This window comes from Thetidibacter halocola, assembly GCF_018224955.1.
In the GTDB taxonomy this organism is placed as follows: domain Bacteria; phylum Pseudomonadota; class Alphaproteobacteria; order Rhodobacterales; family Rhodobacteraceae; genus Thetidibacter; species Thetidibacter halocola.
This window is the reverse complement of the sequence record NZ_JAGTUU010000003.1, coordinates 1-14,949: the sequence shown is the minus strand read 5'-3', so window position 1 is coordinate 14,949 and position 14,949 is coordinate 1. Positions and strand designations below refer to the sequence as shown.

Below are 14,949 nucleotides of genomic sequence, written 5' to 3'. Positions count from 1 at the left end.
CGCCATCCCATGACACGCGAAAGGCGGGCCAATCGGCCCGCCTTTTTCGTTTCCGACCGGCCTCAGTCCGCGTCGGGCAGCGGGGCGAGGCTGCGCAGGTAGAGGATGATGGCGCTGACGTCGTCAGGCTTCATCTGCGCGAAATAGCCGAAGGGCATTGGCGGCAGCATCGGGCTGCCATCGGCATGTCTGCCCTCGGTGATCATGGCCCGCAGCTGGTCGTCGCTATATCCCGCGATCCCGTCCTCGTGCGGCGTCAGGTTGGCCGCGACCGAGGTGCCCCACGGCCCGTGGAACTCGAACCCGCCGGCGCCCAGATGCGTCTCGAACATCGGCCCGGCCTCGTTCATCGGGGTGTGGCATTCCATGCAATGCGCCACCGGCCCGGCAAGGTAGGCGCCGTATTCCACCGTGACCCCCTCGACCGGGTGGGCGACGCGTTCGACCGGCGGGCCCCAGGCGGGCGGCAACGGGATGTTGTAGACGCTGGTGCCGGGATCGTTTTCGACCGCAGGGATGGTGCGCAAATACAGCGCGATGCTTCCGACGTCGTCATCCGACAGGCCGCGATACATGAGGAAAGGCATGGGCGGGCCGATCACGCTGCCATCCGGGCGGATGCCCTCGCGGATCGCACGGATCAGGTCCGCGTCGCTCCACCCTGCAACCCGACCGCCCGAGGTGATATTCGGTGCGATGGCCTTGAAGGCCGGGTTTTCCTCGACCAGGCGCCCCGCCAGGTTGCGGGTCATGTCGAACCCCTCGGGCCCGAAGGGCGAGTGGCAATTGCCGCAACCCGCAGGTCCCTCGACAAGGTATCTGCCCCGCTCCACGGACGGGTCCGCCGCCAGCGAGCCGGCACACAGGGTTGAAAGAACAATGGAAATGGTCAGGTGTCGCATGATGTCCTCCGCGCACAAACACGGACATCCTACGCCTCATTTCCCGAGTCGCGTAAATTTTGATCGTTCAGTCGGCCAGCGCCTGTTCCAGCGCCGGAACGAAGCGTTGTTCATAGTCTGACCCCACCAGAGGCCCGACGAACTTGAACAGGACGGTTCCGTCGCCGCCGACGATGAAGGTCTCGGGCGGGCCGGTCACGCCCCAGTCGATGGCCGTGCGACCGGCGGGGTCGAAGGCCACGGCCAGGAACGGGTTGCCGTCATCGGCCAGGTAGCTGCGGGCGTTGCCTTCCTGGTCCTTGAAGTTCACGCCGACGATGCGGATGCCCTGGTCTGCCATCTCCAGCAGCTTCGGATGTTCGGCGCGGCAGGGCGGGCACCAGCTGGCCCAGAAATTGACCAGCGTCACCTCGCCCGAGGTCAGCATCTCGCGCGTGATCGGATCGTATCCGGGCAGCGCCACGTCGGTCATGGCCGGTGCTGGCTTGCCCTCGAATTTCGATTCCAGCCGGTCGGCGCCCTCGCGATGCATCCCGAAAAAGGCCAGTGCCGCGAAGGCCGCGAACATCAGTGGCGGCAGGACCATCAGCGGCGAGATCTTAGCCATTCTTCACGCGCTCCTCGATCCGGTCCAGGTCGCGCTTGACCTTGCGCGCGCGCGCCACGCTGAGGGCCACCAGCGCCACGATCAGCGCGATGGAGACGGCATAGGACGACAGCACGTAGACCGCGTATTTTCCAAGGTCGGGCATCATGCCATCCGCTCCCGCGCGATCAGCGCCCGCGCCCGGCGCGCCCGGATTTCCGTCTGCGTCCGCAGGAAGACCAGCGCGATGAACAGCAACACAAAGCCCGCGATGCAGACCAGCAGCGGATACCAGAAGATGTCGGCCACGTTCTCTTCCTTGTCCATCGACAGCGACGCGCCCTGGTGCAGCCCCTGGTTCCAGAAGTTCACGGCATAGCGCGACAGCACCGCAAAGACCGATCCGACCAGGCAGAGGATCGAGGTCAGGTCTGCCGCCGTGTCGTCATTCTCGATGGCGGACCAGAGCGCCATGTAGCCGAGATAGAACAGGAACAGGATCAGGAACGAGGTCAGACGCGGATCCCAGGCCCACCAGGTGCCCCACATCGGCTGACCCCAGATCGCCCCGGTGGCCAGCGCGATCACCGTCATCACCGCGCCCACCGGGGCGGCGGCGCGGGCGGCCAGCGCGCTGACATGGTGGCGGCGCACGATCCAGATCAGCGAGGCGACCAGCATCATCAGCCAGGCGTTGATCGCCATCAGAGCGGACGGCACGTGCAGGTAGATGATCTTGACGGTCGAGCCCTGGCGGAAATCCTCGGGGGTAAAGAAGAAGCCCCAGACCAGCCCGCCGACGAGGCTGACCACGGCGGCGACGCTCAGCCACGGCAAGAGCTTGTCCGTGGTCCGGATGAACTTGACCGGATTGGCATATTCCCAGATCGACATGGGCCTCCCCTTACCCAAACCCGCGCATGGTTACACCTCAAATATCCACCGGGTGCAATATGACGCGGGCTCTCAGGCGATCAATTCGAAGCGGGTCACGTCCACCATGCCCCGGTCGGTGATCTTGAGCGCGGGGATCACCGGCAGGGCAAGGAAGGCCAGTTGCAGGAACGGCTCTTCCAGCGTGACGCCCAGCGACTGCGCCGCCTTGCGCAGGTCGACCAGCCGGTCGCGCACCTCCTCGAAGGTTCCGAGGCTCATCAATCCGGCAACCGGCAGCGCCAGTTCCGCCAAAACCTGCCCGTCACGGGTGACGACGAACCCGCCCTCGATCTCGCCCAGCCGGTTCGCCGCCAGCGCCATGTCGGCATAGTCGACGCCGACGCAGGCGATGTTGTGATGGTCATGGCAGACGGTCGAGGCGATGGCCCCGGCCTGCAACCCGAACCCCCGCACGAACCCGCAGGCGATGTTGCCGTTCTTGCCGTGCCGCTCCACAACCGCAATGCGCGACAGGTCGCGGGCCGGGTCGGGCCGCTTGTCGCCATCCTCGATCGGGATGTCCTCGTGCAGGTGGTCGGTCAGGATCTGCCCCTGCCGGATGCCGATCACGTCGGTCTCGGTCTTGTTGCCGGTCGTGCGGAAATCCTGCGCCGTGACCTTGGGCGCCTTGACGGAATGGCGCCCCACCGGCTCCACCCACCCACGCGCAACAAAGGCCGCGTCGTCGACCACGACGCCCCCCGCGATCACCAGCCGCGCGTGGCAACCCTCGAGGCTGTCGAGCGCCACGATATCCGCCCGCTTGCCCGGCGCGATCATGCCCCGGTCCTTCAACCCGAACGCCTCCGCCGCCGATAGCGTCGCCGCGCGATAGGCGGCCAGCGGCGGCGTGCCCAACGCGATCAGCGTGCGGATCATGTAGTCAAGATGCCCGTGTTCCGCGATGTCCAGCGGGTTCCGGTCGTCGGTGCACAGGCACATGTAGGGCGCCGTGCGCTCGGTCAGCAAAGGTTGCAGCGCGTGCATGTCCTTCGAGACGGACCCCTCGCGGATCAGCACGCGCATCCCCTTGCGCAGCTTCTCCAGCGCCTCGGCAGCAGAGGTCGCCTCGTGTTCGGTCCGGATGCCGGCGGCGACGTAAGCGTTCAGATCCTTGCCCGACAGCAGCGGGCAATGCCCGTCCACATGCCCGCCCTCGAACAGGCGCAGCTTGTCCATCGCCTGAGGATCGCGATGTATCACACCGGGATAATTCATGAATTCCGCCATGCCGATGCCCGAGGGATGGTCGCGCAACTTCGCCAGGTCCTCGGCCAGCAACTCGGCCCCCGCCGTCTCCATATGCGTGGACGGCACACAGGAGGACAGCTGCACGCGGATATCCATCAGCGTGTGTTCGCTGGCCTTCTGGAAATAACGGATGCCCTCGACCCCCACCACGTTGGCGATCTCGTGCGGGTCACAGATGGCGGTCGTGATGCCGCGCGGCGCGACGCAGCGGTCGAACTCAAACGGCGTGATGCAGGAGGATTCGATGTGCAGATGCGTGTCGATAAAGCCCGGCAGCAGGATCAGCCCCGAGACGTCGATCACCCGCCGCCCCTCGTAGGCGTCCATGATCCCCACGATCATGTCGCCGCAGATCGCCACGTCGCCCTCCAGCATCTCGCCGGTTATCAGGTCGAAGATGCGGCCGCCGCGCAGCACGATATCCGCCGGCTCGTCCCCGCGCCCTTGCGCGATGCGCTGTTCCAAATCCGCCATGACACCCTCCGCCAAACGCCTTTCCCCAGCATGGCGCACCAGCGTGACAGGGGAAAGACCGCCCGCGCCTTTTCCCTTCCCTTCGCGCGGCACCGCCGTATGGTGTCGCAAATTCCGACGCGAGGCCCAACCATGAAGACGATCTATGTGCTGAACGGCCCCAACCTGAACCTGCTGGGCAAGCGCCAGCCCGAGATCTACGGGCACGAGACGCTGGAGGATGTGGAACGCCTCTGCGCCGCAGCCTGCCCCGACAGCCACACGATCCGCCTGTTGCAATCGAACCACGAGGGCCAGATCATCGACTGGATCCACGAGGCGCGCGAGGCAGCCTGCGGCATCGTCATTAACCCCGCAGCCTACACGCATACCTCGGTCGCGATCCTCGATGCGCTCAATACGTTCGAGGGGCCGGTGATCGAGGTGCATATCAGCCAGGTCCACAAGCGCGAGGCGTTCCGCCACCATTCCTACGTCTCAAAACGCGCCGATGGCGTGATCGCGGGGCTGGGGATCGAGGGCTATGTGGCCGGCGTGCGGCGCGTGGTGCAGCTGACCGCATGAGTGCGCGGATCGCCGTCGTCGGCGCTGGCCTGATCGGGCGGCGCCACATCTCGGCGCTGCGCCTGGCCGAGGGCGTGACGCTGGCGGCGGTGGTCGATCCAGACCCGGCGGCGCAGGACACCGCGCCTGATGTGCCGCATTTCCAGACGCTGGACGCGATGCTTGCGGCAGGTGTGGCGGATGGCGTGATCCTCGCCACGCCAAACCGGCTGCACAAGGGCGGCGGGCTGGCTTGCATCGCGGCGGGCCTGCCGGTGCTGGTGGAAAAGCCGCTGGCCGACACCCTGGCCGACGCGCGGGCATTGGTCGAGGCGTCCGAGGCGGCGAGCGTCGCGCTGGCCGTCGGCCATCATCGCCGCCACAACCCGCTCATCGCCAAGGCCAAGGCGCTGATCGACGAGGGCGCGCTTGGACGCATCGCGGCCGTGCAGGGCGCGGCCATCCTGCGCAAGCCGGAGGATTACTTCGACCTTCAGTGGCGGCGGGAAAAGGGCGCCGGGCCGATCCTTGTCAACCTGATCCACGACGTCGATCTGCTGGCGCATCTGTGTGGCCCGATCGAGGCGGTGCAATGCCTGGCCTCCGACGCCATTCGCGGTTTCGCCAACGAGGACACAGCGGCCATCTCCCTGCGCTTCGCCTCGGGCGCGCTGGGCACGGTCAGCCTGTCCGACACGGCGGTCGGCCCCTGGAGCTGGGAACTGACCGCGCGCGAGAACCCCGCCTATCCCGCCAGCCCCGGCTCCTGCTACCGCATCGCGGGGACCGAGGCGGCGCTGTCGCTGCCCGATCTCACGCTGTGGCGGCACGAGGGCGTGCCCGGCTGGTGGAACCCGCTGTCGGCCACGCGTTTCCCGGTCGAGCATGGCGACCCGCTGGTGCGGCAGGCGGACCAATTCGGGCGCGTCATCACCGGGGCAGAGGTCCCGCTTGTCACCGGCCGCGACGGGCTGGCGGCGATGGCGGTCATCGACGCGGTGATGCGGGCCGCGGAAAGCGGCCGGACAGAGACGGTCACGGCCTGAGCCCCGCTTTCGCGCGCGCAGGCACGATGCCTGTGCCCTGTTGCGGGCAGACCCGGCGCCGGAATGCGCTATCCTGCCATCCGACAGAAGGAGACCCGCGCCATGACCACAGACCTCATCCGCAAGATCCAGACACAGGGCGTGCATCACATCACCCTCAACGGCGCCGACCGCCAGACCAGCATCGACTTCTGGGAGGGCGTTCTGGGGATGCCCTTCGTGTTCGACCAACCGAATCTCGACGACCCAACCCAGGGGCATCTGTATTTCGATCCCGGCGACGGCCGGCTGATCACGATCTTCACCAACGAGGCGCGCAAGCCAGACAGCAACCCGGTACCCGAGGCCATCGGCTCATTGCACCACCTGGCGCTGAATGTCAGCCAGGCGACCTTCTGGCAGGTGGCTAAACGGCTGGATGCGCGCGGCGTGCCGCATTCGGGCCCGGTCGACCGCGGCTTCATGGATTCGATCTATTTCCGCGACCCGCTGGGCCTGCGCCTGGAACTGGCGTCCTACCGGTTCGAGCCGCCCGAAGGTTGCCGCCATGCCGACGTGATGATCGAGGCACACCGCATCCGCGTGGCGCGCGGCGACCATCATATCGACCGCGAGCATCTGGCCGACGCGATCGAACTGCTGGTCGAGCGCGGCCAGCAATCCCTGTCCGCCGACCGCTCGGCCAAGAACCCGTATTGAGGTCCGTCATGGAACTGAACGCCGATTTCTCGAAGAACGTCGTGATCCGCCCGCAGGACAATGACTGGGTGTCCTCGCCTGTGGGCGGGGTCGAGCGCATGATGCTGGACCGGATCGGCGACGAAGTGGCACGCGCGACCTCGATCGTGCGTTTCGCGCCCGACAGCCGGTTTTCGCCGCATACCCATGGCGGCGGCGAGGAGTTCATCGTGCTGGACGGCGTGTTTTCCGACGAACATGGCGATTTCCCGGCCGGCAGCTACATCCGCAACCCGCCGACCTCGTCGCACACGCCGGGCAGTGCGCCGGGCTGCACGATCTTCGTCAAGCTCTGGCAGATGCAGCCCGAAGACCGCACCCATGTCCGCACCGCAACCCAGCGCCTGGGCGCAGTGCATGACGCGGCGCGGCCGGGCGTGCAGGTCTCGCCGCTCTACCGCGACGGGTTCGAGGATGTGCGGATGGAACACTGGGCGCCAGGAACCGAGGCCAAGGTGATCGCCGATGGCGGCGCCGAGGTGTTGGTGGTCGCGGGCAAAGTGACGCTCGACAGCGCCCCCTGCCCCGCATGGACATGGATCCGCCGCGCCGACGGACAGGATGTGACGCTGGTCGCGGGCGACGCAGGCGCGCAGCTCTGGATCAAGACCGGGCATCTTCGCCACGTCCGCGCCCCCGCCGTCACGGCGTAGGACGGGACACGGCGTGCCAAGGCGGGACATGTTGCAAGCGGATCATGCCAGTCTGGCCGACGGCTTGACCCGGCATATGCGGCATGCCGCCTCGAGAGGCCCGGCGTTGTCCAACGCACCTCAGAGCGTCTCTCGGGTACTATTCCTGGATGGATTCCAGGTAATTGACCAGTGACAGGATCCGCCCGCGCACAACCATGTCGGGCGTCTCGCCACGTTGGCTGGACGCCGAAGGCTGAAAGAACTCTCCCCAGACCGGCATGGAACTCCCGTGCGCCCGGATGTCACTGCGGCCGTCGATCACTTTCAGGACGGCTTCGAACGGAAAACTGCCGTCGTTCGCCTGTGACAGGGTCGACAGGTCCGGGGTCGAGATGTTGAGAAGGCCGGCCAGCGGCCCATCCCCCTTCGCGCTCTCCCCGTGGCACCCTGCGCAGGCCGCCATATACTCTTGTTCGCCCACGACTTCGGCAAGTCCCGGGCTGACGGTGGCAGTCATCGCAAGGCCGATGCCCGCAATGGTTGCCGCTGCAAAATGTCTGGCACGCAACATAATAACAGTCCTCCCTGGTCGGTTGATCTCAAGCACTACTGAGTAACAATAAGCGCGATCGTCGGAAGACATCATTGATGTAGCGCAAGCCAAGCAGTGCGAACCCGCGTGGCAGCTTCATGCAATGCGCGGATACGCATTCTGCCAAGGGCTTTTCATTGGCTGCGGGCCAAGGCACTCTGCGCGAAAAGCTGCGGAGGCGACCCCATGACGGAAACCATGATCGGCGTGATCGGCGGATCGGGCATCTATGACATCGACGGGCTGGAAGGCGCCGAATGGCGCGAGGTGTCCAGCCCCTGGGGTACACCCAGCGACCAGGTCCTGACCGGCACGCTGGGCGGCGTGAAGATGGCCTTTCTGCCGCGCCATGGCCGCGGCCACGTGCACAGCCCCACCACCGTTCCCTACCGCGCCAATATCGACGCCCTGAAACGGATCGGCGTGACCGACGTGATCTCTGTCTCGGCCTGCGGCTCGTTCCGCGAGGAATACGCGCCGGGCCATTTCGTGGTGGTCGATCAGTTCATCGACCGCACCTTCGCGCGCGAGAAATCGTTCTTCGGCACCGGTTGCGTCGCGCATGTCAGCGTCGCCCACCCCACCTGCCCGCGCCTGTCCGAGGCCTGTTACACAGCCGCCAAGGACGCGGGCGTCACGATCCACAAGGGGGGCACCTACCTCGCGATGGAGGGGCCGCAATTCTCGACCCTCGCCGAATCGAAGCTGTATCGCGAGGTCTGGGGCTGCGACGTGATCGGCATGACCAACATGCCCGAGGCCAAGCTCGCCCGCGAGGCGGAGTTGTGCTATGCCTCGATCGCGATGGTCACGGATTACGACAGCTGGCACCCTGACCATGGCGAGGTCGACATCAACGACATCATCGCGACCCTGATGGGCAACGCCGACAAGGGCCGCGCGATGGTGCGCGGCCTTCCCGCCCTCTTGGGCGCGGTTCGCGCATCCTGCCCGCATGGCTGCGACCGCGCGCTGGATTATGCGATCCTCACCGCGCCCGAGAAACGCGACCCCGCGCTGGTCGCCCGGCTGGATGCCGTGGCGGGCCGGGTCCTGGGGGCCGCGGGGTGACACCGCGCCCCGCCGGGCGTCTCGTGCTGGCGCTGACGCTGGCCTGCGGTCCGGCGCTGGCGCAGGATTTCGTGACAACCGCAGGCCCGCTGTCGGACGCGGATTTCTACCGCCTCGTCGCCTGCGCGGCCCCGCCGGGCGGGGATTGCGCCAAGCCGATGCTGCGCTGGCCGACGGATGCGCCAGTAACAGTCGGGATCGCCCGGATCGACCCCGCCTTTCTTGGCGGCAAGCAGGCGCGCGCCCGCGCCGCGCTGACCCGCGCGGTGCAATACCTCAACGACTGCGGCATGGGCCTGCGCCTGGCCGAGGCAGAGGGCGAGACGATGATCCGCCTGCACCTGATCGATTCCCACGGGACCGAACTGCTGGCGGAAACGGGGAGCCCCGCGCTGGACGGCACCACGCTGCGCGGCGCGCGGGTGGTGGTGCAGGCCCGGAGCGGCGTGATCCGCAGCGCCGACATCGCCATCGGCACGCGGCTGCACATAAGCCACTACGAATCCGCCCTAGTCGAGGAACTGGCCCAAGCGCTGGGCCTGTTGACCGACATCCGAAACCCGGATTACGAAGGCGTGTCGATCTTCTCGGAAGACAGCAACGCCGCCAAGAAACCCGGTCCGCAGGACGTCATCGCCCTGCGCCGGCATTATCCGCCGGAGGGATAGACCCGTGCCGCTCGATCTCTGGCTGACCTTCGTCGTCGCCTCGACCGCGCTGCTGCTGATCCCGGGGCCCACGGTGCTGCTGGTGCTGTCCTATGCGCTATCGAAGGGCCGCAGTGTCGCCATCGCCTCGGCCGCAGGCGTGGCGACTGGCGACTTCGTGGCGATGAGCCTGTCCCTGGCCGGCCTGGGCGCGCTGGTCGCGGCCTCGGCCACGCTGTTCACGGTGCTGAAATGGGCCGGCGCGGCCTACCTGGTCTGGCTGGGCGTCGGCCTGATCCGCAGCGCGCCGGGCAACGGCGTGGCCCTGCCCCGCGCCGAGGTCACGACGCGCGGCGTCTACTGGCACAACGCCACCGTGACCGCGCTCAACCCGAAAAGCATCGCCTTCTTCATCGCCTTCGTGCCGCAGTTCCTAGACACGACCCGGCCCATACCGACGCAATTCGCGATCCTGATCGCCACCTTCGTCACGCTGGCCACGCTGAACGCGCTGGCCTATGCGCTGGCCGCCGACCGGCTGCGCCGGCGCCTCGAGCATCCCCGCGCGATCCGCTGGCTGACCCGCGCGGGTGGCACCGCGCTGATCGGCATGGGCCTGCTGACCGCCACCCTCCGGAGGAGCACATGAAAGACGTAAGGGACTACATCCGCACAATTGTCGACTTCCCGCATGAGGGCATCCTTTTCCGGGACGTCACCACGCTTTTCGCCGATCCGCGCGGCTTCCGCATGGCGATCGACCAACTGCTGCACCCCTACGCGGGCGTGCGCTTCGACAAGGTCGTGGGGCTCGAGGCGCGCGGCTTCATCTTGGGCGGCGCGGTGGCGCACCAGCTCTCGGCGGGTTTCGTGCCGATCCGCAAGAAGGGCAAGCTGCCCGGCGCGGTGATCGCCGAGGAATACCAGCTGGAATACGGCGAGGCGGTGGTCGAGATCCATGACGACGCGATCGAACCGGGCCAGAAGATCCTTCTGGTCGACGACCTGCTTGCCACCGGCGGCACCGCCGAGGCGGGCATCCGGCTGGTCGAACGGCTGGGCGGCGAGATCATCGGTTGCGCCTTCATTGTCGACCTGCCCGAACTGGGAGGCCGCAAGCGGCTCGAGGCCCTGGGAATGGACGTGCACGCACTCTGCGCCTTCGAGGGGCTCTGAAACCGGGTGTCGAGGGGGCTCTGCCCCCGTCCCTGCGGGCCTCCCCCGGAGTTTAACCGGCAAGATGAAGGACAATCGGTGTCCCTTCATCTTGCCGGTTAAACTCCGGGGAGTGTGAGGGGCCGGCCCCTCACCGCGCAGCAGCGACACACACGGTCCATGCGAAGGGGCGCAACGTCAACACGGGCATGCCGCCAAGGACCAGTGGGACGCAGGCGGCACATCACGGGCGCGGCGCATCGCGCCGCGCACCGCTGGATCAGGCGATGCCGATGGCGGCCTTTTCAGGCTTCGGCGGGGCGGCGTTCTGGTCGATGAACTCCAGCACCAGCGGGCGGATGTTATTGCGCCAGCTCTTGCCGGCGAAGATCCCGTAATGGCCAGCACCGGGCTCCACGTGGCTTGCCTTTTTCGAGTCGGGCAGGCCGGTGCAGAGGTCGAGTGCAGCGATACACTGGCCGGGGGCCGAGATGTCGTCCTTGTCGCCCTCGACGGTCTTGACCGCCACGCGGGTGATCTTTCCCATGTCGACCTTGTGGCCGGCCACGACGAATTCGTTCCGCGCGATCTCGCGGTTCTTGAACACCCGCTCGACCGTCGACAGGTAGAATTCCGCCGGCATGTCCATCACGGCAAGGTATTCGTCGTAGAACCGGTTGTGCGCATCGTGATCGCTGGCCTCGCCGCGGCTGACCCGCATGATCTGGTCGTTGAAGGCCTTCGAATGGCGGTCTCCGTTCATCGACACGAAGCTGGCGAGTTGCAGCAGGCCCGGGTAGACCATCCGGCCCACGCCCTTGTACTTGAAGCCGACGCGCTGGATCATCGTCTCTTCGAGCTGGCCCATCGTCACGCGGCGGCCGAAGTCGGTGACGTCGGTCGGCGTCGCGTCGGGATCGATCGGACCGCCGATCAGCGTCAGCGTGCGGGGTTGCGCGTCGGGGTCCAGCTCGGCCAGGTAGGCGGTGGCGGCCAGGGTCAGCGGTGCCGGCTGGCAGACGGCCACGACATTCGTGTCCGGCCCGAGGAAGCGCATGAAGTCCATCAGGTAGAGCGTGTAGTCCTCGATGTCGAACTTGCCGCAGCTGACCGGAATATCCCGTGCATTGTGCCAGTCGGTCACGTAGACTTCACAATTGACGAGCAGGGATTTCACCGTCGACCGGAGGAGGGTCGCGTAATGGCCGGACATCGGCGCCACCAGGAGGATCGTGCGCGGCTGGGTCGCGCGACCAGCGACGTCGAAATGGATCAGGTTGCCGAAGGGCTTTTCCACCACCGTCTCGATGTTCACAAGGTGGTCCTTGCCATCCTCGCAGGTAAAGGTGCGGATGCCCCAGTCGGGCTTGACCACCATGCGCTTGAAGGTCCGCTCGGTCACCTCGCCCCAGGCCGCCATCCACTGGATCGCCGGGTTGGGCAACATCGCCCAGGCCGGGTAGGAAGCCATGGTCCGCGCCGTCGAGCCCAGCCACTGGTTCGTGTTGCGGATGGTTTCCATCAGGTCGTAGGTCGCCATGTAGCGCATGGATCGCTCCTTGAATTCCAGAGGGGCACAGTGACGCGAAGGGCCGCACGAAACCGGGCCCCTGCCCGAGCCAATTCGTCGCTTTGCCCCTCAGACTCGGCGACGATATTCTGCATAGCAGCGACGATAGGGGGAAACCGTTACAATGGCAACGAACGTCGATGCCGCAGGTGCAAACAACACGCGCCTTGAGGCCAACATGGCACGGGTGGAGGAACTGTCGCAGCGGCTGATCAACGCCCTGACCCGGCGCAAATCCACGCCGCAGGCGCTGAACGGACCGGATGCATCGCTTTACGCGAAGGCCGGTCAGGCCTGGTGGCAGGAGTGGATCAACAATCCGGCCAAGCTGCTGGAGCACCAGGTGCAATACTGGGGCAAGACGATGACGCATTTCGTCGAGGCCCAGCAGGCGCTGGCGAAGGGCAAGCTTCAGGCGCCGGAAGACCCGGGGCCGAAGGACCGCCGGTTTGCCAATCCGCTTTGGGACACGCATCCCTATTTCAACTTCGTCAAGCAGCAATATCTGATCAATGCCGACGCCATCTCCAGCGCGATCGACGCGATCGACGAGCTTGACCCCAAGGAGAAGCGCCGCCTGCGCTACTTCGCTCAGCAGATCACCGACATGTTCGCCCCGACGAACTTTCTGGCAACCAATCCCGACGCCCTGATGAAGGCGGTCGAGACCGAGGGTGAAAGCCTGGTCAAGGGTCTTGAGAACCTGGTTGCCGATCTCGAGGCCAACAACGGCGAGCTGGTGGTGCGGCTGGCGGATGAAGAGGCGTTCGAGATCGGCTCGAACATCGCCACCGCCGAGGGCGAGGTGATTTATCGCAACCGGATGATGGAGCTGATCCAGTACAGTCCCACGACCGAGCAGGTCCACGAGACGCCCGTCGTGCTGTTCCCGCCCTGGATCAACAAGTTCTACATTCTCGACCTGAAACCCTCGAACAGCCTGATCCGCTGGGTTGTCGACCAAGGCTATACCCTGTTCGTTGTCAGCTGGATCAACCCCGACAAGTCCTATGCCGATATCGGGCTGGAACACTACGTCGACGAGGGGTTCCTCAAGGCGATCGAGATCGCCAAGGATGTCTGCAAGGTCAAGCAGGTGAACGCGGTGGGCTATTGCATCGCCGGCACCACCCTGTCGCTGACCCTGTCGTTGATGAAGAAGCGCAAGGACAAGTCGGTGAAATCCGCCACCTTCTTCACCGCGCTGACCGATTTCAGCGACCAGGGAGAGTTCACGCCCTTCCTGCAGGACGATTTCGCCGATGGGATCGAGCAGGAGATCGCGCAGGAAGGCATCCTGCCCTCGTTCATCATGGCGCGGACCTTTTCCTTCCTGCGCTCGAACGACCTGATCTACGGGCCGGCGATCCGTCACTACATGATGGGCGAGACGCCGCCGGCCTTCGACCTGCTCTACTGGAACGGCGACGGGGCGAACCTGCCGGGCCGGATGTTCAGCCAGTATCTGCGCGGGTTGTGCCAGCGCAACGAATTCGCCGCAGGCGGGTTCGACCTGCTGGGCGAGACTCTCTCGGTCGCGGACGTGGACGTGCCGGTGATGTCGATCGCCACCCAGACCGATCACATCGCCGCCGCGCGCGACGTCTATCGCGGTGTGCAGTTGATGGGCTCGAAGGACAAGACCTTCATCTTGGGACAGTCCGGCCATATCGCGGGTATCGTGAACCCGCCCAGCAAGAACAAGTATGGCCATTTCACCAATACTGACCTGAGCCTCGATTTCGACAAGTGGGTCGAGGGCGCCGAGCATCACGACGGGTCCTGGTGGCCGGTCTGGGAAGCCTGGCTGAAAGGCCGTTCGGGCAAGATGATTCCCGCCCGCGAACCGGGTGATTCGACCCATCGGCCCATCTGCCCGGCCCCAGGCACCTATGTGAAGCTGAAGGCCGCCAAGCAAAATCAGTGACTTGGCAAATTTTGCTGCGGTGCAGCATTTTCTCTTGAAATGCCGCACCGCAGCATGCATATTGTTTGCAACTGCAGAACAGCGGGGTGGGCCCGCAGCAGTCTAAGCAAAGGATCAAGACAATGGCAAAGACGCAAGACTTCACCGCGATGATGAAGGACATGATGGGCGCATTCCCGGTCGACACCAAGGCGATGGAAGATGCGTTCAAGACCACGGCGACGATGAACGAGAAGCTCTCGTCCGTGGCCCTGGAAGCCGCCGAGAAGTCGACCGAGATTTCGGCCAAGTGGACCAAGGACACCCTGTCCAAGATCGCCGAGATGTCCAAGGCCAAGTCGGAGCCGGCTGACTACGCCAAGGCAATCACCGATTTCGCATCGGCCCAGGCCGAAGTGGCTGCCGAGAACATGGCCGCCTTCGCCGAGATCGCGAAGAAGGTTCAGATGGACACCGTCGAGCTGCTGATGGCTGCCGGCAAGGACTTCTCCGAGGATGCGACCGCAGCCGTGAAGAAGGCCACCGACGAGATGACCGCGACCGCCAAGAAGGCCACCGCGGCCGCCAAGTAATCGGCGACGCCGACAGAAGGATTTGCGCCCTCTCCTCCCAATCAGGCGCAAACCTGCGGGCGGGATCCATCGGATCCCGCCCATTTTTTTGTTTGAATAGCCCCCCTGTTGCACCCGGCGCGCGCGTGGCGGCGTGACGGTCTGACCGACCGGCGCGCGTGTGGTCCTTTCGGGATCATGGGGGCTGTGCCCGCCGCGTCTGCGGCGCGGCCTTCGGGATGTTTGCGGGCCGTGGAAACGGGAAAGGGCCGCGCGGGATGTCCCGGGCGGCCCTTCGGGTCGGCGCAATGGCGCCGGTGTCAGA

The 14,949-nt window shown here is 65.8% G+C and carries 17 protein-coding genes; 10 read left to right on the top strand and 7 right to left on the bottom strand.

Features of this window, described 5'->3' with window-relative positions; genetic code table 11:
- Nucleotides 1-62: 62 nt before the first annotated feature.
- The 5 genes from KB874_RS07150 to ade form a co-directional block, all read right to left on the bottom strand.
- Entirely contained in the window at nucleotides 63-902 is an 840-nt protein-coding gene (locus tag KB874_RS07150) for a cytochrome c family protein (RefSeq protein WP_212535887.1), read from the bottom strand.
- A gap of 67 nt (nucleotides 903-969) precedes the next feature.
- Nucleotides 970-1,509 (bottom strand): DsbE family thiol:disulfide interchange protein, encoded by a 540-nt coding sequence (locus KB874_RS07145; RefSeq protein WP_212535886.1) that lies wholly within the window; start codon nucleotides 1,507-1,509, stop codon nucleotides 970-972.
- Entirely contained in the window at nucleotides 1,502-1,654 is a 153-nt protein-coding gene (gene ccmD / locus KB874_RS07140) for a heme exporter protein CcmD (RefSeq protein ID WP_428849232.1), read from the bottom strand. The genes KB874_RS07145 and ccmD overlap by 8 nt, the downstream gene beginning before the upstream one ends.
- Entirely contained in the window at nucleotides 1,654-2,382 is a 729-nt protein-coding gene (locus KB874_RS07135) for a heme ABC transporter permease (RefSeq protein WP_212535884.1), read from the bottom strand. Before KB874_RS07135 ends, ccmD begins: the two co-directional genes overlap by 1 nt.
- Before the next feature lie 72 nt (nucleotides 2,383-2,454).
- Nucleotides 2,455-4,149, bottom strand: a complete 1,695-nt coding sequence (ade, locus tag KB874_RS07130; protein WP_212535883.1) for an adenine deaminase — start codon at nucleotides 4,147-4,149, stop codon at nucleotides 2,455-2,457.
- A gap of 132 nt (nucleotides 4,150-4,281) precedes the next feature.
- Between ade and aroQ the strand changes: the two genes are divergently transcribed.
- The 4 genes from aroQ (at nucleotide 4,282) to KB874_RS07110 (ending at nucleotide 7,129) form a co-directional block, all read left to right on the top strand.
- Entirely contained in the window at nucleotides 4,282-4,713 is a 432-nt protein-coding gene (gene aroQ / locus KB874_RS07125) for a type II 3-dehydroquinate dehydratase (RefSeq protein ID WP_212535882.1), read from the top strand.
- On the top strand, nucleotides 4,710-5,738 hold the full coding sequence (locus KB874_RS07120; protein WP_212535881.1) for a Gfo/Idh/MocA family protein: 1,029 nt from the start codon (nucleotides 4,710-4,712) through the stop codon (nucleotides 5,736-5,738). The genes aroQ and KB874_RS07120 overlap by 4 nt, the downstream gene beginning before the upstream one ends.
- A 117-nt stretch (nucleotides 5,739-5,855) precedes the next feature.
- On the top strand, nucleotides 5,856-6,437 hold the full coding sequence (locus KB874_RS07115) for a VOC family protein (RefSeq protein WP_212536396.1): 582 nt from the start codon (nucleotides 5,856-5,858) through the stop codon (nucleotides 6,435-6,437).
- A gap of 8 nt (nucleotides 6,438-6,445) precedes the next feature.
- Nucleotides 6,446-7,129: a cupin domain-containing protein gene (locus KB874_RS07110; RefSeq protein WP_212535880.1), complete on the top strand. Its 684-nt coding sequence runs from the start codon at nucleotides 6,446-6,448 to the stop codon at nucleotides 7,127-7,129.
- A 139-nt stretch (nucleotides 7,130-7,268) separates the two neighbouring features.
- Here the strand turns inward: KB874_RS07110 and KB874_RS07105 are convergent, their stop codons facing one another.
- Nucleotides 7,269-7,682: a c-type cytochrome gene (locus KB874_RS07105; protein ID WP_249200327.1), complete on the bottom strand. Its 414-nt coding sequence runs from the start codon at nucleotides 7,680-7,682 to the stop codon at nucleotides 7,269-7,271.
- A 207-nt stretch (nucleotides 7,683-7,889) separates the two neighbouring features.
- On the opposite strand from KB874_RS07105, the gene KB874_RS07100 reads away from it, so the two are divergent.
- Genes KB874_RS07100 through KB874_RS07085 form a run of 4 tightly spaced genes read left to right on the top strand, consistent with a single transcriptional unit; the run spans nucleotide 7,890 to nucleotide 10,597 of the window.
- Nucleotides 7,890-8,774, top strand: coding sequence for an S-methyl-5'-thioadenosine phosphorylase (locus tag KB874_RS07100; RefSeq protein ID WP_212535879.1), 885 nt, complete (start codon nucleotides 7,890-7,892; stop codon nucleotides 8,772-8,774).
- Nucleotides 8,771-9,442: a DUF2927 domain-containing protein gene (locus tag KB874_RS07095; protein ID WP_212535878.1), complete on the top strand. Its 672-nt coding sequence runs from the start codon at nucleotides 8,771-8,773 to the stop codon at nucleotides 9,440-9,442. Before KB874_RS07100 ends, KB874_RS07095 begins: the two co-directional genes overlap by 4 nt.
- Before the next feature lie 4 nt (nucleotides 9,443-9,446).
- Nucleotides 9,447-10,070, top strand: a complete 624-nt coding sequence (locus KB874_RS07090) for a LysE family translocator (protein WP_212535877.1) — start codon at nucleotides 9,447-9,449, stop codon at nucleotides 10,068-10,070.
- Nucleotides 10,067-10,597, top strand: coding sequence for an adenine phosphoribosyltransferase (locus KB874_RS07085; RefSeq protein ID WP_212535876.1), 531 nt, complete (start codon nucleotides 10,067-10,069; stop codon nucleotides 10,595-10,597). The genes KB874_RS07090 and KB874_RS07085 overlap by 4 nt, the downstream gene beginning before the upstream one ends.
- Before the next feature lie 259 nt (nucleotides 10,598-10,856).
- Here the strand turns inward: KB874_RS07085 and phaZ are convergent, their stop codons facing one another.
- Nucleotides 10,857-12,125: a polyhydroxyalkanoate depolymerase gene (phaZ, locus tag KB874_RS07080; protein WP_212535875.1), complete on the bottom strand. Its 1,269-nt coding sequence runs from the start codon at nucleotides 12,123-12,125 to the stop codon at nucleotides 10,857-10,859.
- A 145-nt stretch (nucleotides 12,126-12,270) separates the two neighbouring features.
- On the opposite strand from phaZ, the gene KB874_RS07075 reads away from it, so the two are divergent.
- Both KB874_RS07075 and KB874_RS07070 read left to right on the top strand, forming a co-directional pair.
- Nucleotides 12,271-14,073 carry a PHA/PHB synthase family protein gene (locus KB874_RS07075; protein WP_212535874.1) on the top strand — a complete coding sequence of 601 codons (1,803 nt, stop codon included), beginning with the start codon at nucleotides 12,271-12,273 and terminating at the stop codon, nucleotides 14,071-14,073.
- Between the two features lie 122 nt (nucleotides 14,074-14,195).
- Nucleotides 14,196-14,645: a phasin family protein gene (locus KB874_RS07070; RefSeq protein WP_212535873.1), complete on the top strand. Its 450-nt coding sequence runs from the start codon at nucleotides 14,196-14,198 to the stop codon at nucleotides 14,643-14,645.
- The last annotated feature ends 304 nt before the right edge of the window (nucleotides 14,646-14,949 follow it).

Coding starts and splice junctions, on each gene's coding strand:
- KB874_RS07105 (WP_249200327.1), bottom strand. CDS start 7,682: ATGTTGCGTGCCAGACATTTTGCAGCGGCAACCATTGCGGGCATCGGC.
- KB874_RS07070 (WP_212535873.1), top strand. CDS start 14,196: ATGGCAAAGACGCAAGACTTCACCGCGATGATGAAGGACATGATGGGC.
- KB874_RS07120 (WP_212535881.1), top strand. CDS start 4,710: ATGAGTGCGCGGATCGCCGTCGTCGGCGCTGGCCTGATCGGGCGGCGC.
- KB874_RS07145 (WP_212535886.1), bottom strand. CDS start 1,509: ATGGCTAAGATCTCGCCGCTGATGGTCCTGCCGCCACTGATGTTCGCG.
- ccmD (WP_428849232.1), bottom strand. CDS start 1,654: ATGCCCGACCTTGGAAAATACGCGGTCTACGTGCTGTCGTCCTATGCC.
- phaZ (WP_212535875.1), bottom strand. CDS start 12,125: ATGCGCTACATGGCGACCTACGACCTGATGGAAACCATCCGCAACACG.
- KB874_RS07135 (WP_212535884.1), bottom strand. CDS start 2,382: ATGTCGATCTGGGAATATGCCAATCCGGTCAAGTTCATCCGGACCACG.
- KB874_RS07085 (WP_212535876.1), top strand. CDS start 10,067: ATGAAAGACGTAAGGGACTACATCCGCACAATTGTCGACTTCCCGCAT.
- KB874_RS07075 (WP_212535874.1), top strand. CDS start 12,271: ATGGCAACGAACGTCGATGCCGCAGGTGCAAACAACACGCGCCTTGAG.
- ade (WP_212535883.1), bottom strand. CDS start 4,149: ATGGCGGATTTGGAACAGCGCATCGCGCAAGGGCGCGGGGACGAGCCG.
- KB874_RS07100 (WP_212535879.1), top strand. CDS start 7,890: ATGACGGAAACCATGATCGGCGTGATCGGCGGATCGGGCATCTATGAC.
- KB874_RS07110 (WP_212535880.1), top strand. CDS start 6,446: ATGGAACTGAACGCCGATTTCTCGAAGAACGTCGTGATCCGCCCGCAG.
- KB874_RS07150 (WP_212535887.1), bottom strand. CDS start 902: ATGCGACACCTGACCATTTCCATTGTTCTTTCAACCCTGTGTGCCGGC.
- aroQ (WP_212535882.1), top strand. CDS start 4,282: ATGAAGACGATCTATGTGCTGAACGGCCCCAACCTGAACCTGCTGGGC.